This window comes from Affinundibacterium fentianense (assembly GCF_018139545.1).
Lineage (GTDB): Bacteria > Pseudomonadota > Gammaproteobacteria > Burkholderiales > Burkholderiaceae_D > Undibacterium > Undibacterium fentianense.
On sequence record NZ_JAGSPJ010000001.1, the window covers coordinates 131563 to 149422 of the forward strand.

Consider the following 17860-nt stretch of genomic DNA (forward strand, 5'->3'; position numbering starts at 1 on the left):
ATTGAAATTGTAAAAAAGTAATAAAGTAGAAATATAGAGACTGATAAACCCCAATGAAATTACCATTAGAGAATTTAACTTTGCCAGCATTTCCTCGTCACCTCCTCTCCGCTGCAGCCTTAGCCTTGTGTTCTGGTCACGCCCTCGCCATTGAACCATTTACAGTGAAAGAAATTCGAGTTGAAGGATTGCAAAGAACGGAAGCTGGAACGGTTTTCAGTTACCTGCCTGTTCGTGTCGGTGAAGTGTTTAACGATGCGAAAAGTACTGCGGCGATCAAAGCATTATTTGCAACAGGATTCTTTAAAGATGTCCAAATTGAAGTTGAAGACGGCGTCTTAGTCGTCTTGTTGGATGAGCGTCCAACAATTTCCACCGTGGATTTCACCGGAACAAAAGAGTTTGAGAAGGATCAACTTGTCAAAGCCTTGAAAGATATCGGTGTCGGTGAAACTAGGATTTTTGATAAAGCGACCGTTGAGCGTGCAGAACAAGAGTTGAAGAAACAATACTTGTCACGCGGTTTGTACGGCGCCCAAATAACGACAACCATCACGCCGATTGAACGAAATCGTGTGAACGTGACTTTTGCCGTTGATGAAGGTGACGTCGCCAAAATTGCGCAAATCAACATTATTGGGAATAAGGCATTTTCTGATAGTGAACTAAAAGAAATGTTGGCTCTAAGTACACCTACTTGGTTTAGTTGGTACTCAAAAGCCGATCAGTATTCCAAACAAAAGCTGTCTGGTGACGTTGAGACGATCAGATCGTTCTATCAAAACCGCGGTTACCTCGAAATGCAGGTCACGTCGACGCAAATCTCTATTACACCTGATAAAAAGCAAGTCTATATTACGATTAATATCGACGAAGGCGATAAATATAAAATTAGCGATATTCGCATCGAAGGCGAAACATTTGGACGAGAAGCAGAGTTAGCGTCGCTGATGCTGTTGAAGAACAGTGACACGTATAACGCAGCGTTACTCACGGCCAGTACAAAGAGAATTTCGGATCGCATGGGCAATTTTGGCTACGCTTTTGCGAACGTGGTTGCCAACCCATTGATTGATAAAGAAAAGAAAGAAGTTGCGTTCACAATTTTCGTTGATCCGGGTAAGCGTGTTTATGTTCGTCGAATTAATTTGGCAGGAAATACACGTACTCGTGATGAAGTGATTCGCCGTGAATTCCGTCAGTTTGAAGGTTCTTGGTACGATGGTGAAAAAATTAAAATTTCACGCGACCGCGTGGAGTATTTAGGTTTCTTCAAAGAAGTCACGGTTGATACACCTGAGGTGCCAACCAGTATTGATCAGGTAGATGTCAATTTGACTGTGACTGAGAAGCCAACAGGTAACATTATGATTGGTGCGGGCTATTCAAGTGCTGAAAAAGTGACGATTACCGGTTCGATTCAGCAAGTCAATGCGTTTGGTAGTGGTGATACGATAGGTTTGGATATTAACACCAGCAAATATAATCGCACAGTCGCTGTAACGCACGTTGACCCTTATGTGACCGATGATGGGATTAGCCGGAGTATTGATGCTTACGTCCGTACTTCTTTGCCACCGATTGGATCGTATGGATATTATCGGATTCAATCATCGGGCGGGAATCTTCGTTACGGCATTCCTTTTTCAGAATTAGATACGGTGTTCTTTGGTATTGGTCTAGAACGCTCAAAAATTGACACCTACGTTGATAGCCCATATCGCTATAAGAAATATGTAGCGGACTATGGTGGTAGCGGTATCGTAAAGGATACAGCGAACGCGGCTTGGGGTATTGGTACTGCCACGAACGACTCGATTCCCTTATCGGTTGCTTGGCAACGCGATAGCCGAGATAACATCATGACACCGTCGATTGGTCGTTATCAACGAATTAATTTGGAATTGTCAGCGTATGGCGAATTCAAATACTATCGCGCAATTTATAAACATGAGTACTTTAAGCCGATTTATCGTTCCGTCATCTTGGCGATGAATGGTGAATTGAATTATGGACATGGCCTAGGTGGCAAGCCTTATCCATTGTTTAAGAATTTTTACGCAGGTGGTATTGGTTCTGTACGTGGATATGAACCTGGTTCATTGGGAACAAAAGACCCGAATAATGATACTCTCGGCGGCTCGACTAGGGTTGTAGGTAATGTTGAATTGCAAATTCCTTTCCCTGGTGCGGATAAGTCTTTGCGTTGGTTCACTTTCTTTGACGTCGGAAATGTGTTTGATGAAGGACAAAAAGTTCGTGCACAAGATCTAAGAACGTCGATCGGTATGGGTATCAGCTGGATTTCTCCTATGGGCCCATTAAAATTGAGTTTTGGTAAAGCATTGAATGCCAAACCAGAGGATAGACGTCAAGGGTTCCAGTTCACAATGGGCACGGGTTTCTAATTACGGTCTCGAATAGAGCATGCGTCTGGCTCCGGTTTAAAATGAAGTGTGTAATGTGGAGAATATTTTGAGTCACATATCTAATCCATCCAAGTATTTACGTAATCTTTTGTTAGGTGCAGTTTCGCTCTTTGCGTTCGCACAAGTTCAAGCTCAGGATTTTAAGATCGCTTTTTTTAATGGGCAGCGTGTATTGGATGAGTCAGCGCCAGCTAAATTGGCTTCTTCAAGAATTGAACAAGAATTCTCTAAACGTAAAAAAGATCTCGACGAGGTCAACGAGCGTTTTCGCAACGCTTATCGGAAGTATGAAAAAGATGCTCCGTCGCTATCGGAGAGTGAAAGATTACGCCGTCAACGCGAATTGACCGAAATGGATCAGGATTTCAATCGAAAACAACGCATTTTCAATGAAGATCTTGCACAACGTCGTCAAGAAGAAGCGATTGCGCTAGGCGAACGTGCGTTGAAAATCGTGCGTCAAATTGCGGAAGCAGAGAAAATCGACATCGTTGTGCAAGACGCTTCTTACGTCAATCCTCGTATCGACATTACAGATAAAGTACTGAAAGCACTATCCAAATAAAAATGACAAATAAAAGCATTCGACTAGGGGAGTTAGTCGATCGCTTCGGTGGTCAGTTAATTGGTAATCCTGATATTCAGGTCGTCGGCATTGCCCCATTAAGTGATGCGAGCGATCGTCATATCACCTTCCTTTCTAATTCCAAATTCAGATCGCAAGCTGAAAAAACGCAGGCGATCGCTTTGATTTTGTCCGAACAAGATCATCTGCAATTAGCCGATACCTATCAAGGCGCACGCATCATTACAGCGAATCCTTACGTGTATTTTGCGAAGGCTGCGCAGCACTTTTTCGATATCAATTCTATCGCCGCGACTCAAGGTATACATCCGTCAGCGTGGGTAAGCCCGCAAGCGGACGTGGCAGTCAGTGCGAGCATTGCAGCGCATGTGTCGATAGAAGCGGGTGCTGTGATTGGCGAGCATGTGGTGATCGCCGCCGGTGTGTCGATAGGTCGTGGCGTGTCGATAGGTGATCATAGTCAAATCAATGCGAATGTCAGTATCTATAACGATTGCATTATCGGTCAGCGTTGCATTATTCATTCTGGCGCGGTGATTGGTGCCGATGGTTTTGGTTTTGCTAATGAAAAAGGTAAGTGGATCAAGATCCCACAAACAGGTCGTGTCGTGATCGGTGATGATGTGGAGATTGGCGCCAATACCAGCATAGATCGTGGTGCTTTGGCTGATACCATTATCGAAAATGGCGTCAAGCTGGATAATCAAATCCAAATTGGGCATAACTGCCATATTGGTGAAAATACCGCGATGGCAGGCTGTGTTGGCGTTGCAGGTAGCGCCAAAATTGGTAAGAACTGTACCTTTGGTGGTGCAGCGATGGTCTTAGGACATCTGATGATCGTCGATAACGTGCATATTTCATCAGGCAGTATGGTGTCGCGCTCGATTTTAGAACCTGGCCAATACACGGGTTTTTATCCTTTGGCGAAGAATGCCGACTGGGAGAAAACCGCAGTGATTGTGCGCAATCTCGATAGCATGCGCGACAAACTTAAACAATTAGAGAAGACTGTCAAAGCACAGACTTCTGCAAACATGATTCAACATTCAAATACCTCTAACTCAGAAGAATAGTATGGAAAACATCGATAAAAGCTTGGACATCAACCAGATTAAACAATACCTGCCACATCGTTATCCGATGTTGTTGGTTGATCGCGTGTTGACTTGGGAAAGCGGGAAATCAATCACAGCGATTAAAAACGTCACGGCGAATGAAGAGTTTTTTAATGGACACTTCCCAAACAAGCCAGTGATGCCTGGCGTGTTAATGGTCGAAGCCATGGCGCAAACGGCGGCGATTTTGTCCTTCCTAACAATGGGCCAAAAACCAGATGAAAATACGATCGTCTATTTCGTTGGGATCGACAATGTGCGTTTCAAGCGCCCAGTAGGTCCTGGCGATCAATTGAAAATGGACGTAGAAATTTTACGCGTTGCGCGCGGCATTTGGAAATACAAAGCAGTGGCAACGGTGGATGGCCAATTGGCGGTCGAGGCAGAATTAATGTGCACATTACGCACCACCAATGACGAATTAAAAACCGCAGCCGCGACAGGGTCTAGCGCTTCTACAGGAGCATAAAAATGGCGATTCATTCCACCGCAATTGTTGATCCCAAAGCGCAACTCGACTCTAGTGTTGAAGTTGGTGCCTATTCAATTATTGGTCCTAATGTGCGTATCGATGCCGGTACGACGATTGGACCACATGTGGTGATTGAAGGTCATACGACGATAGGTAAAGACAATCAGTTTTTCCAATTCTCTTCGATTGGCGCTGCGCCGCAAGATAAAAAATATGCGGGTGAGCCAACTTTGTTAGAAATCGGTGATCGCAATGTGGTGCGTGAATTTTGCACTTTTAATCTAGGTACGGTGCAAGATGGCGGAGTCACACGCGTTGGTAGTGATAACTGGATTATGGCTTACGTGCATATCGCGCACGATTGTCACGTCGGCAATCGTACGATTTTCGCGAATAATGCAGCCTTAGCAGGCCATGTACATATTGGTGACTGGGTGATTTTGGGGGGATTCTCCAACGTCCATCAATTTTGCAAAATCGGTGCGCACGCGATGGTCGGTATGAGTACCAGTTTGACGCAAGATGTACCACCATTTGTGATTTTGAACGGCAACCCAGCTGCCGCACACGGCATCAATATCGAAGGCTTGAAGCGTCGCGGCTTTAGTCGCGAACAAATTTCTGCGATACGCCAAGCGTATAAAACCTTGTATAAATCGGGTTTGACTTTAGACGAAGCTAAAGCGGAATTGGACAAGGAAATTGCTGCGCAAACGGCAGAAATCGCTGAACACATTTCGACATTCCGTCAATTTCTCGACACCTCAACGCGCGGTATCGTGCGTTAAGTCGATTCATTAGCACCGCCCCATTATTGTGACTCGTCCTATTATTTCTATGGTCGCCGGAGAAACCTCTGGCGATATGCTGGCAGCCCGTTTGCTATCGGGCTTGCGTCCGCAATTACCCGATTCTTTGATGCACGGAATCGGTGGTAAGCACATGGCCGAATATGGATTTCAAAGCGATTATCCTATGGACAAGCTGTCGGTCCGCGGCTTGTTCGAAGTGTTAATGCACTATCGTGAAATTTCAGGGATACGCAAACAGTTAATGGCGCAGTTGTTGGATGAAAAACCCGATGTGTTCATCGGTGTTGATGCGCCTGATTTTAATTTGGATTTAGAAGTTCAGCTCAAGCGCGCAGGCATTCCGACTATGCATTACATTAGTCCATCAATTTGGGCTTGGCGTGGCGGTAGAATCAAAAAAATCGCCGAAGCGGTTTCGCATATGTTGGTGATCTTTCCGTTTGAAGAAGAGATTTATCGTAAAGCAGGCATTCCCGCGACTTACGTTGGGCATCCTTTGGCACAAGTGATACCAATGGAGCCGGATGTGGAAGCAGCGCGTGAGGAACTTGGTCTCGAAGCTGACGCACGCGTTGTGACGATTTTGCCGGGTAGTCGTATGTCGGAGATCAAATACAATACGACGGCGTTTATTGCGACAGCTAAGTTACTTTTACAACGCGATCCGCATTTGCAATTTTTGGTGCCCATGGTTGGCGGAAAACAGCGAGCATATTATTCCGAGTTGGTCTTGGCCGCGCAATTAGATGAAGTGCCGATTCTGCTAATGGAAGGCAAGTCGCATACGGCGATTGCCGCTGCCGATGTAGTTTTGGTCGCGTCGGGAACGGCTTCATTAGAAGTCGCCTTATTTAAGAAGCCAATGGTCATTGCCTATAAAATGATGGCAGCATCTTGGCATGTGTTAAAGCACATGGGCTACCAGCCTTGGATAGGTTTGCCGAACATCATTGCCGAAGATTTCTTGGTGCCAGAATTTTTGCAATCAGCAGCAACGCCGCAAAATATGGCGGATGCTTTGTGGCAGCAGCTCAATGACGTCGCTTTGCAAAAACGTTTAAAGCAGCGCTTTACCGATATGCATCAGGATTTGTTGCGTGATACAGCGGGTATTTCTGCACAAGCGGTGCTCGATCTTATTCATCATCGCTAGTTGGGTCGCGCATCTTTTTGCTAAGCTAGCGTAAGAAGGTCTCGAACCTTACAGCGAACTGCGAGCATAACTCGACAAAACGCCTTAACAATCAGTAGCTCAAAGTCGCATTCAAATTAAGCAGGAAATTTTCAACATGTATATCGATTCTCATTGTCATATTAACTTCCCAGAATTAGCAGCGCGTATGCCTGAGCTCTTACAACGCATGGAAGACAATGGCGTCACCCACGCGTTGTGTGTTTCTGTTGATCTGCCCGATTTCCCTCAAGTTTTAGCGCTCGCTGAACAATATTCGCATATCTATGCGTCGGTTGGCGTGCATCCTGATTACGAAGATACTGAAGATCCAAGTGCTGAGCGTTTAGTCGAATTGTCGCAGCATCCTAAGATCATTGCGATTGGTGAAACAGGCTTGGATTATTTTCGATTGAAAGGCGATTTGGAATGGCAGCGCGAGCGTTTTCGCCAACATATTCGCGCTTCACGCTTATGTCGCAAACCCTTGATTATTCACACGCGTGCAGCGGCGGAAGATACCATACGGATTATGCGCGAAGAGGGTGCAGGCACAGACCAGGGCGGTGTGGCGGGTGTTATGCACTGCTTTACTGAATCTTTAGAGGTGGCACAAGCGGCAGTGGACATGGGATTCTATATTTCTTTCTCGGGAATTTTGACTTTCAAGAGTGCTAAAGATTTACAAGCCGTAGCGAAAGCCTTGCCGATTGAGAGAATTTTGATAGAGACGGATTCACCTTATTTGGCACCTGCACCACATCGCGGCAAAATGAATGAACCCGGTTTTGTGAAGCATGTTGGTGAGTTCTTGGCGGATTTAAAAGAGCTACCGCTGAAGCAAGTGCAAGAACAAACTACACAAAACTTTTTTGATTTATTTCAATTTGCGCGGACCCATTGAGGAGCGTGAAATTTCATGCGTCAATTTCAACTAACTAGCCAGCTTCGTCAATGCAGTCGCCTGACTATTTGGTTTGTTTTGTTTCTTTTTTCTTCGATCATCTGCGCGCAATCATTATCTCCAGTAACGTCAACTCCGTCTTCAACTTCATCTTTTGAGATAGATAAAATCATTCGCGCAGCAAGATTTGATGACCTGCGTACAATTAAACAATTTGCCGAGCAAGATGGTGATGTGAATTTGGCAGAACGTGAGCGCGGCGAAACTTTGTTGATGATCAGTGTGCGAGAACAATCGCAAAAAGTGTTTGACTACTTATTAACGCATCCGAAAATTAAACTCGATCAACGTGCTAAGAATGGCGACACGGCCATCATGTTAGCCGCCTATCTAGAGCAAAACGAAACTGTGCAACGCTTAATTGCCGCTGGTGCGCAGGTGAATCAAGCCGGTTGGACTGCATTGCATTATGCCGCTGTAGTGGGAAGTCTCGACATCGTGGAAATGCTGATTGCTCGTTTTGCCTACATCGATGCAGAAACGCCTAATAAGACCACACCATTGATGCTTGCAGCGCGTCGCGGTGAAATGAACGTTGTGAAATATTTGATTGCTGAAGGCGCGGATATTTCGCTTAAAAATATGTTGGGCTGGACTGCCTATGATTTTGCCGTCGAATCAGAACGGCGCGATATCGCGGCCTTATTGCAAGACTTGATGCAGGAAAAAGCAAAAGAGCATAAGTAAGTTTGCTAATCGCAAAGCATACTAGTCACGCAGATCTTTTTGTGTGAGCGCAATCAAAATATCGAAGTCGAATCAAGCGAAAACCTAAGTCAATCTCTACACCGCGATTTCCAGCAAATCACTGCCAACGATAATTTCTCCGTTAAAATAAGGACGTACCGCGTTCAGCCAAACGCTATCTTCAAGATAAGGATAGCCGCCAGGCACAAAATGCGATAACACAAGCTTTTTGACCTTGGCCTCGCTTGCGACCCGTCCAACTTGTTCTGCCGTGCTATGACTCGCGAGTAAGTGTTCTTTTAGTCGCGTTGCATTGGGTTCTGTTGCGAGTAATTGATCCAAGGCGGGTGTGTGCATGATTTCATGTACCAGCACGTCGGCATTTTTTGCTAGTTTGATGAGATTTTCTGAGTAAGTCGTATCACCAGAAATCACGATAGATTTTCCCATATGCTCAAAGCGATAAGCCAATGCCGGCCTAATTGGTGGATGTACGACCTGCGCCGCAGTGACTTTGATCTGCTCATTGTGTAGAACAAGACCACCATTCTTCATAGAGTGTGGAATTTCGTGAGGAACTATCAAGGCCTTGAGTGGATGACGACCTTCATCGTGTATGCGAGTTTGGATATCAAAATCATTCATGGCTAAAAATTGCTGAGTCATGCGTTTGATTGGAGCTGGTCCGTAAGTATCAATACGATGATTCAGATCCGCCGCCCACGCTAACAGCATCAGATTGCCATAATCGGCATTGTGGTCTGAATGATGGTGAGTCAGAAAAACGTGGCGCACGGCTGATAATTTCACGCCAGCTTTGACGATTTGCTGTGCAACGCCATTGCCGCAATCAATCACATAAGCTTCGCCGTTGATCAGTATCATTTGCGCAGGCGCTGCACGATTCTTTTTCGGTGTCGGGCCGCCAGCGGTGCCTAGCAAAATCAAACGCATTCCTGTCTTGTCTTCTGTTTGTTCCAAACCATTAGCGGAACTAGCCGAAGTTGCGAGTGGCGAGAAACTGGCAAGAGCCGTTTGTTGTAGAAATAGGCGACGACTTGAATTCATGTTAATGATAGTTAGCTAAGTCTTGTTCAGGGATTGTGCAGCGTTTTATCAGTGTTTGATCAACGCTTGGTAGGGCAGTGTAACTTGGCGCTTCTTAAAGACCAAGTGATCGAAGATTTTTACACCTTCATTCTTCGGTTTTATCTCTATTTTTTGTCTTTCATCGGATAATACCCATCAGTTCCATATTCGTCTTTTATTCTTCCCTCATGGCAGGTGTCGTATCAATCGACTTTATTGAACTAATAGAATTTTTTAGGAGAATGAAATGTGGAGTAGCTTAATGTTGGTTCTGCGGACGAGCATTGCGTGGGGAATGTGCGGTTTACTGATTGTGCTATTCATATTCGAAGGTTTGTTTCGCAGTAGTCCCCCCAATTTTGTCCCTATCTTATTGATGATCGGTGCATTTATTGCGGCAATCTCTGCTGCTTCGCATATTCGACGAGTGCGTTTGATTGATCAAACCGTCACGTCCGTGACGCTGGCCAATCGCCACAGACGCCAAATTGAGTTGCCTTTGGATGCAAATACCGCTTTCGCTTTAATTGAGGCATCAATTCGCGAATTGCCAGGCGCGGAACGTGTCGAAAGCGCAGCAGATAGTTTACAAGTGCGCGCTAAGATTAAACGCGTGGCACCATTTCACGATGACTTTTGGAGTGAGTTACCTGTCATGAAATGGTTGAACAGTGGTGACAACCAGATTTATGCGACAGTGTCACCTGGTATTGACGCTTGTAGTGTGATTATGATCTGCGAACCAACACGGGCTGGTTGGACCGATTGGTTCATCTTGGATAGTGGCGTCAATTTAGAAAACACGATGGCGCTGGGAAGAGCGATTTCGCGTCGAGTCGCTGAGTTGCGTAAAACGGAAAAAGAAGCGACGCAACAAACCGTCACAGAGAAAGAATTAACCGTCGCAAAGCTCAATCTTTTGCACGCACAAGTCGAACCCCATTTTCTATATAACACCTTGGCGAGCGCACAAATTTTGACACGCTCAGATCCCGCTAGTGCCGATCAAATGTTGGGCAATTTGATTACCTATTTGCGCCATTCTTTGCCAAAAACGGAAGACACGCCTTCGACCATTGGTGTGGAATTAGAACGTACTCGCGCCTACCTAGATATCATGAAAATTCGCATGGGATCACGTCTGCAAGTGCAAATTGAAGTACCAGATTATTTGAAGCCGGTTTTGTTCCCTAGCATGATGTTGCAAACCTTGGTCGAAAACGCGATCAAGCACGGTTTGGAACCACAAACAGGCGGTGGCACGATTTGGATCTTGGCGCGCGCGCATGAAAATAATGTGGCATTGACGGTTGCAGATGATGGTCGAGGTTTTAGTGCGGAAGGCGCGGGGACGGGTATCGGTTTGCGGAATGTGCGTGAGCGTCTGCGCTTAGCTTATGGCAACACCGCTAGTTTTGGCATTGTGGCCAATTTCCCCAAAGGGGTTGCCGCAACGATTAATGTACCCACCACCTTTATCCAAGGAGAACAACATGCCTAAATGTGTCGTCGCCGAAGATGAAAGCTTGTTACGAGAAGCCTTATTGGAACAGTTGGGCAAGGCTTGGCCTAACTTAGAAATCATCGCTGCTTGTGATGATGGTGCCAGTGCACTTGAAGCGATTATTGAAGGGCAACCCGATGTCGCTTTCTTAGATATCCGTATGCCGGGTTTGACCGGAATAGAAATCGCAGAAGCCATGAAAGAGCATAGTCCGCATACGCAAATTGTCTTTGTGACGGCCTATGACCAATATGCGATTGATGCATTTAACAAAGGCGCAGTGGATTACCTGTTAAAGCCTGTCAGTTACGATAGACTTTCAGAGACCGTGCAACGCCTGCAAAGTCGCGCCGTGAAAGATCTGAATGCCGTCGCCAGTTTGCTACAACAACTCAATATCGGGAACAGCCGAGGTTTAGCGACTGCCTTTCAAGCTACGCAAAAAAATGAGCCTTTAGTTTGGTTAACTGCTAGTTCAGGGACGGAAACCAAATTGATCATGGTTGACGATGTGGCTTACTTTAAAGCCGATAATAAATACACAGTCGTGATGACTGCAGAAGGCGAATCTTTGTTGCGCAAACCTATACGCGAATTACTCGAATTACTCGACGCGACTATTTTTAAACAAATTCATCGCTCCACCATCGTCAATTTAAAAGCCATCGCCTCGATTGCGCGCGACGACACCGGCAAAGGAATCGTCAAGTTGAAGACGCGACCTGAGACGCTCACTGTCAGCCAGCCCTTCATGGTTTTATTCCGCAATATGTGAGGTCACTATGCATGCTTCAGTGAATTCTGCTTCTGTATTTGATCATGGGCAGTGGCGGCGTGCCGCCCTGAGTTTTCTCGCCTTATCAGCGGCAGTTCCGGTTGAGGTGTTAGAGGAGCGTGATCAGCAGGGCGCGTATCGTTTTATGCGAGGTCGTCATAAATATTATGGGATCGGTTCTTTAGTGATCTTCTTCGCTCTTTTTTCTGGTTATGGCATGGGTCACATGCTTGCGACCATGAGTACTATTTCTGCTTGGGGTGCGGTTACGGCAGGAATTATTTGGGCGGTATTCCAATGGTGTTTAGAAAGGCAAATGCTGATTAGTATTCGCGCTGATGCAGCGTGGTGGAAAAAACTCTTTGGTTTGAGTTGGCGCGGCTTGCTAGCCCTGTTATCGGCATCGACCATGGTGTATCCATTTTTTGTTGAAAGTAATCGTGCTGAGATTGATGTCAAAGTCGGCGAGATGGCGCGCACTCGTTTGATTGATAATGTGCAGTCAGCCCAACTGGCGGTAGGTTTGCCTGCTTTGCGTCAAGATGCAACAAGGGTAGAAGGCGCGATTAAACAAGTCGATGTAGCACTTGCCAGCGAGCCACCTGATTTGGCTGCATATCGACAACGTGCCAAACAGTGTTGGCAAACATTTGCAAAAACTGATCTTGTTATACAACGTCAATTGCGACCTTTAATGTTGCAAAAAAACGCGGCTGCAAATGTGGCTGCGCCCGATGCTTTACTCGATGCAAAAATTGATGCATTAAATCAAAAACTCAATGCCGTAAAAGCGCCGTGCCAAAATGCTGATGGTCTAGTAATGACCAAGCTATTGGAATGGAAACAGCAAAAAAACGCAGAAAAGAAAGTACTGCTCGGCGAGCAAAAGCAGGTGCAAAGCCACATCGCAGAAGCTAAGCAAAAAGAAATGTCGCTCAGCGAATCACAAGAGAAAAAAATTACACTCGCATCACAATCCGGCTTTGCTGCCGATTTTGCAGCAGTGGCAGATTTAGTGCGAAATGATGCTAATCGGCGCTTTCAATTGATCTGGTGGTTGACTTGGTTTTTTGCGATAGAAATGGTGGCGATTTTGGTGAAATTCACTTCAACTACCGATGTTGATCTGCGATTCAATAGTATGGAAGTCGCAGCGCAAGAGCAAATCAGCGCGCAGTTGCAAACTCAACAGGAACAAATTGCGACTCAGCGATTACAAGCCAGCATGCAGGCGAAAGGTGAGCAAGCAGTTTGGTTAGAAGATGATGGTCAATTTGCGCAAGCACGTTTGTGTTTGGAGCAAGAGTTGGAAACACAGTTACATCGCCAGTTAAGTGAACTCAATGTCGCACTGCGTTTGAACGTCGAGGCTCTGAAATTACATCTGTCGCAGTTGGAAGCGATTCAGCAGTTGAAAAATAATTCAATGGTGTTGAATGCGGATAGTGTTGATCCGAGGGTAGAGAATATGGTGCAAGAAACGATAGCGAAGATATTGGATAGTCTGGCTGGTGTGCAAGGATCAGCAATCAAAGTCTAGTAATGCCCGACATGTTGTTTGTCATTCCCGCGAAGGTGGCAATCTAGTAACTTGGTATTAAACCAAACTACGACACTGGGTTCCCGCCTTCGCGGGAACGACAGAAAACATAATTTAAGATCGTAGTGAGACTGTTTCAATCTAGTTCTTCATAAATCCATATAAAGCATCCAACACCGCATCAGCCTGTTCACTCATCATCGAATGTCCACAATTTTCAATGATGTGAATTTGTTTATTGCTGATCGCATTCGATAGCAAAGCACTGGCTTTGATTGGAGTCATCATGTCTTGACGCGCTAATAAAAACAGCGTCGGGCATTTTACTTTTTTCGCTGCGTCTTCACCGTTCAAATACGTATTGCAAGCAGTGAAGTCATTGAAAAAAACTTGATCGGGATTGATCGCGGAGATTCGTTGCATTAAGCGCATACTGCCATTCATGACTGAGAAACCAGGACCAGGGCAAGACGGCTTATGTGCATTACTGCTATGAGAGAAAATATTCACCATATCTATTGCCGATTGTTCGTCATGCTGCGCTGAAAACAATAAGGCATCCGACACTTTCATCGGAAAGGCAGTGCCGAGCAATGCGAGTTTTTGTATGCGCTCAGGTGCCATGCTGGCCGCCTCTAATGCGATCAATGATCCCATACTGTGACCAGCCACATAGGCTTGTTGTACGCCACTGAGCTCGATCAATTCTAATAACCAACTCGCCAGTTTTTCCACACTGCTTAATGCTGGTCCGGCACTGCGGCCATGACCCGGTAGATCAATCGCCAGCACACTGAATCCATGATGAGCCAAATAGCGCGATTGCATTGCCCAAACCGAGTGATCGTTTTGTGCACCATGTACCAAGATGATGGTTGGTAAATTCGGATTGAAGGCTTTGCCACCTGTGTACGCATACACTTCTTTATTCTGTATCGTCAGATGCATCTTATTTGCCTTTCTGTGCGATTTTTAAACCACGTGCGAGATCTTCTATCAGATCATCGACATTTTCTAATCCGACTGAAAGACGGATCGTGCCTTCGCTAATGCCGGAAGCCGCTAACTGTTCAGCGGGTACACGGAAGTGTGTGGTGGAAGCTGGGTGAATCACCAAAGATTTCGCGTCGCCCACATTCGCTAGATGCGAGAAAACTTTCAAAGATTCGACAAAGCGTTGACCCGCGGCGCGATCGCCTTTGATATTGAAACTAAAGACCGAACCACAACCTTTCGGCAGTAAGGTTTTGGCGAGTGCATAATCGGGATGGGATTCTAATTCTGGAAATGCGATGCTCTCGACCGCAGCATGCGAAGATAAGAATTCCACCACCTTGCGTGTATTGGCAACGTGTCTATCCATACGCAATCCCAGCGTTTCTATGCCTTGCAAAATGGCGAAGGCATTGTGTGGACTCATGCAAGCACCGAAGTCACGCAGTCCCTCACGGCGGGCTCTTAATGAGAATGCACCAACGGTCGATTCTTCGCTAAATACCATGCCATGAAAACCTTCATAAGGTTCACACAACTCTGCGAAGCGACCTGTTTTTTCATAGGCTGCTTGCCAGTCGAATGTGCCGCCATCAACTAAGACGCCGCCAATTGCGGTGCCGTGTCCACACAAAAATTTGGTCGCCGAGTGATAGACCAAATCCGCGCCGTGTTCAAATGGCCGTAATAGGTAAGGCGTGGTGAAGGTGGAATCGAGCATGAGTGGTAGGTGATTTTCATGTGCGATTTCCGCGATGGCGGGAATATTGAATACATCCAAACCAGGATTGCCTAGAGTCTCGCCGAAGAAAACTTTGGTGTTCGGGCGTATCGCATTCCGCCAAGCATCAAGATCGCGTGGATCGATAAAAGTCGTTTCGATTCCAAAACGTTTCATGGTGTAAGCCAATAAATTATGCGAACCACCATATAGCGCGCGTGAAGCAACGATGTGCGAGCCAGCACCAGCAATCGTCGATAATCCAAGATGTAGCGCTGCTTGCCCACTGGCGACAGCAATGCCAGCGACACCGCCTTCTAGCGCAGCCATGCGTTCTTCTAAGACCGCATTGGTCGGATTGGTGATGCGGCTATAAACATGGCCAGCGCGTTCCATATTGAATAAAGAAGCCGCATGATCAGAGTCTTTAAATTCAAATGAAGAGGTGAAATAAATAGGTGTTGCTCGTGCTCCTGTGGCTGGATCGGCTACAGCGCCGGCATGCAATGACAAGGTGTCAAAGCCTGGGTATTTTGGACCGCTCATAAACTGGTATTCTCCCTAATTGGATGCCGACATCCTACGCACTTGGCATGTTTTTGAAAAGACTTGACTTAGCTTTCAATTTCGTCAAACCACAGTTAGCCTGAGATACTGCATTAATTCAAAAATACTTGTTCTTTATCACTAGATTTTTCTGGATGCTTGCGATACATTAGATGAAAGAAAGCAAAGACAAGTAGGCTGAGTCTTGAGTGTTTGACAGCATATTGGCCGTAATGCATTACCAGATCGGAGGAATAAAATGAAAGTTTCTGAAATTCTGCAAGTGAAGGGAAATATTCTCTTTACCATTACGCCTGATACACCGATGAAAGAAGCGGTGAGCTTTATGGAAGAAAAAGATATCGGCTCTTTGATCGTCATGGAGTTTGGTGATCTGGTTGGGATGCTAACTTTCCGCGAAGTCATACGTGCGGTACATAAAAATGGTGGTGCGCTTGGCGACGGTACAGTACGCAAATATATGGATGACCATCCAATGACGGTGACCCCTGAGACCGAAGTGAATGAAGTACGTCGTATGATGCTAGAAAAACATTCACGTTATTTGCCGGTAATGGATGCAAAGACCTTGATGGGCGTGATTTCGTTTTATGACGTTGCCCGTGCCGTATTAGAAGCACAAAGTTTTGAGAACAAGATGTTGAAGGCCTATATCCGCGACTGGCCTGTTGAGGATGAAAAAGAACAGTCATAAATAGTGCGAAACCCACGATGCGAATTGTGGGTTTTTTTTTGCCTATTCATTTTACGAGAGGATGATTTGATAGAGAAAATTTTAAGAAAGATTATGTTGAGTTATAAATAGTAATAAGTAGTGTGACTGAGTTGAGTGAATTGTTGAGTGAATATCAGATTGAAAAATCCATAAAAATAAGGAGAAGCATATGCAGGTAGCCATCATCGGTGCAGGTTTAGCTGGATTAACCGCAGCCCGTCAATGTCAGGCACAGGGACATCATGTCACTGTGTATGAAAAAAGTCGTGGCGTCAGCGGACGTATGAGCACACGACAAACCGAACTCGGTGGCTTTGATCACGGTGCGCAATATTTCACCGCGAGTTCAGATCGTTTCAAAAAAGAAGTCGCTGATTGGCGTAAATTGGAATGGGTCGTGCCTTGGGAAAGTAAGTTAGTGAATCTCGATCATGGAAAAACAAGCGCTGTCGGCACAAGTACACAACGTTTTGTGCCTGTGCCTGGCATGAGTTCGCTCGGCAAGCAATTAGCACATGGATTGGATGTGCGCCTAGAGCAGCAGGTGCTTGCATTAGAAGCCCATGGTGATCAGTGGATCTTGTCAGTCAAAACCGAGGACATTCCTGTCGCTGCATCCGCTGGTCCATTTGATGCAGTGATTATGGCGATTCCACCAGAACAGGCCTCCGCTTTATTGAAAGACCATGCAAGTTTTAGTAAAACTGTCGCGGGCGTGCATTTGCAGCCATGCTGGGTATTGATGCTGGGCTTCCAACATCCTTTAAATCTCGATTACGACGGTGCATGGGTGGCGAATTCTCGCTTGGGATGGATTGCTCGCGATACGTCTAAGCCTGATCATCGCGCTGGCGAGCGTTGGGTCTGCCACGCCACTGCCGCTTGGAGTATCGAGCATTTAGAAGATGATCATGAGCGTGCGAAAGAAAAGTTATCTAAGGCTTTTCATGAAGCGACCGGGTCACCCATTCAAGCGATTCATGCAGTCACACATCGTTGGCGCTATGCACAGGCCGATTCGCCTTTAGTTGAATCGTTCTTGTGGGATGCGAAGGCGAAAATTGGTGTATGTGGTGATTGGTTTGCTGCGGGGTTGGAGGGTGGAGGGCGAGTGGAGAATGCGTTTTTGAGTGGTTTGGGATTGGCGCAGGAAATTGGGTAATTGTAGTTTTCTCTTTGACTTGAAGAGGTAGGTTACGTGAGAGCGTAACTTGCCTCTTTTGTTTTAGATTTTAGGTTTGTTGATCGTCTAATGATTAACGATTATTTAAAAACAATCTCATCGTCCAGAGGTCGGGTGTGGCCCGACAGCCAGTTACCTTTTTTGCTTCGCTAAAAAAGGTAACCCAAAAAAGGCGACCACGCTGCCACTGGCCTTCGGCTCAAACAACGAAGCTTTCTTTATCCATTTTTTGTCCCGCACAATTGGCAGTGTCAGAAGTGGGTGAAGGTCAAAAGCAAAGTCAAGAACAACAGCAATAGAAAAACAAACAGTATCAACCGTAAAGTCGGTCAATAGACTAGAAAAATCGAGGCTTCATCCCTGCGTAGGCAGGGATCCAGCGACGTTAGGTTTTTACGCCCTGGATTCCCGCCTTCGCGGGAATGACGATACGTACATCGACGGCCTCTTTTTTTTCGATTTATCGTTGATGGTCGTTGCATTTGCTTTTGACCTACCCCCGTTTGAGACGATGTAATTTGTGCTTCACAGAAA

General features: G+C 45.9%; 16 protein-coding genes. 13 read left to right on the forward strand and 3 right to left on the reverse strand.

Going from position 1 to position 17860, the window contains the following annotated elements; all coding sequences use genetic code 11:
• The first annotated feature begins 53 nt into the window (after positions 1-53).
• The 8 genes from bamA to KDM90_RS00600 all read left to right on the forward strand — a co-directional run bounded on the left by bamA (position 54) and on the right by KDM90_RS00600 (position 8239).
• Entirely contained in the window at positions 54-2408 is a 2355-nt protein-coding gene (gene bamA / locus KDM90_RS00565) for an outer membrane protein assembly factor BamA (RefSeq protein WP_212673676.1), read from the forward strand.
• 67 nt (positions 2409-2475) lie between these two features.
• Positions 2476-2994, forward strand: coding sequence for an OmpH/Skp family outer membrane protein (locus KDM90_RS00570; RefSeq protein ID WP_230409533.1), 519 nt, complete (start codon positions 2476-2478; stop codon positions 2992-2994).
• 2 nt (positions 2995-2996) lie between these two features.
• On the forward strand, positions 2997-4091 hold the full coding sequence (gene lpxD / locus KDM90_RS00575; protein WP_212673677.1) for a UDP-3-O-(3-hydroxymyristoyl)glucosamine N-acyltransferase: 1095 nt from the start codon (positions 2997-2999) through the stop codon (positions 4089-4091).
• A gap of 1 nt (position 4092) precedes the next feature.
• Positions 4093-4602 carry a 3-hydroxyacyl-ACP dehydratase FabZ gene (gene fabZ, locus KDM90_RS00580; RefSeq protein WP_212673678.1) on the forward strand — a complete coding sequence of 170 codons (510 nt, stop codon included), beginning with the start codon at positions 4093-4095 and terminating at the stop codon, positions 4600-4602.
• A 2-nt stretch (positions 4603-4604) separates the two neighbouring features.
• Positions 4605-5393: an acyl-ACP--UDP-N-acetylglucosamine O-acyltransferase gene (gene lpxA, locus KDM90_RS00585; RefSeq protein WP_212673679.1), complete on the forward strand. Its 789-nt coding sequence runs from the start codon at positions 4605-4607 to the stop codon at positions 5391-5393.
• A gap of 28 nt (positions 5394-5421) precedes the next feature.
• Positions 5422-6570 carry a lipid-A-disaccharide synthase gene (lpxB, locus tag KDM90_RS00590; protein WP_329605274.1) on the forward strand — a complete coding sequence of 383 codons (1149 nt, stop codon included), beginning with the start codon at positions 5422-5424 and terminating at the stop codon, positions 6568-6570.
• Between the two features lie 136 nt (positions 6571-6706).
• Positions 6707-7492, forward strand: a complete 786-nt coding sequence (locus KDM90_RS00595) for a TatD family hydrolase (protein WP_212673680.1) — start codon at positions 6707-6709, stop codon at positions 7490-7492.
• Positions 7493-7507: 15 nt separating this feature from the next.
• Positions 7508-8239, forward strand: coding sequence for an ankyrin repeat domain-containing protein (locus KDM90_RS00600; protein WP_212673681.1), 732 nt, complete (start codon positions 7508-7510; stop codon positions 8237-8239).
• A 96-nt stretch (positions 8240-8335) separates the two neighbouring features.
• Here KDM90_RS00600 and KDM90_RS00605 read toward each other — a convergent pair whose 3' ends face one another.
• The gene (locus tag KDM90_RS00605) at positions 8336-9307 is read right to left on the reverse strand and encodes an MBL fold metallo-hydrolase (RefSeq protein WP_212673682.1); all 972 of its coding nucleotides are present in this window, start codon (positions 9305-9307) and stop codon (positions 8336-8338) included.
• Positions 9308-9575: 268 nt separating this feature from the next.
• On the opposite strand from KDM90_RS00605, the gene KDM90_RS00610 reads away from it, so the two are divergent.
• Genes KDM90_RS00610 through KDM90_RS00620 form a run of 3 tightly spaced genes read left to right on the forward strand, consistent with a single transcriptional unit; the run spans position 9576 to position 13147 of the window.
• Positions 9576-10829, forward strand: a complete 1254-nt coding sequence (locus KDM90_RS00610; protein WP_212673683.1) for a sensor histidine kinase — start codon at positions 9576-9578, stop codon at positions 10827-10829.
• Positions 10822-11607, forward strand: a complete 786-nt coding sequence (locus tag KDM90_RS00615; RefSeq protein WP_212673684.1) for a LytR/AlgR family response regulator transcription factor — start codon at positions 10822-10824, stop codon at positions 11605-11607. The genes KDM90_RS00610 and KDM90_RS00615 overlap by 8 nt, the downstream gene beginning before the upstream one ends.
• A gap of 7 nt (positions 11608-11614) precedes the next feature.
• A complete protein-coding gene (locus KDM90_RS00620) occupies positions 11615-13147 on the forward strand; it encodes a DUF4407 domain-containing protein (RefSeq protein ID WP_212673685.1) in 1533 nt (510 codons plus the stop codon).
• Between the two features lie 141 nt (positions 13148-13288).
• Here the strand turns inward: KDM90_RS00620 and KDM90_RS00625 are convergent, their stop codons facing one another.
• Both KDM90_RS00625 and KDM90_RS00630 read right to left on the reverse strand, forming a co-directional pair.
• Complete coding sequence (locus KDM90_RS00625; protein WP_212673686.1) at positions 13289-14095, reverse strand: alpha/beta fold hydrolase; 807 nt, start codon at positions 14093-14095, stop codon at positions 13289-13291.
• A gap of 1 nt (position 14096) precedes the next feature.
• Complete coding sequence (locus tag KDM90_RS00630; RefSeq protein ID WP_212673687.1) at positions 14097-15407, reverse strand: O-acetylhomoserine aminocarboxypropyltransferase; 1311 nt, start codon at positions 15405-15407, stop codon at positions 14097-14099.
• Positions 15408-15666: 259 nt separating this feature from the next.
• On the opposite strand from KDM90_RS00630, the gene KDM90_RS00635 reads away from it, so the two are divergent.
• Together KDM90_RS00635 and KDM90_RS00640 are read left to right on the forward strand one after the other, a co-directional pair.
• Complete coding sequence (locus KDM90_RS00635; protein WP_189344221.1) at positions 15667-16122, forward strand: CBS domain-containing protein; 456 nt, start codon at positions 15667-15669, stop codon at positions 16120-16122.
• 190 nt (positions 16123-16312) lie between these two features.
• Positions 16313-17305, forward strand: a complete 993-nt coding sequence (locus tag KDM90_RS00640; RefSeq protein ID WP_212673688.1) for an NAD(P)/FAD-dependent oxidoreductase — start codon at positions 16313-16315, stop codon at positions 17303-17305.
• Positions 17306-17860: the final 555 nt, after the last annotated feature.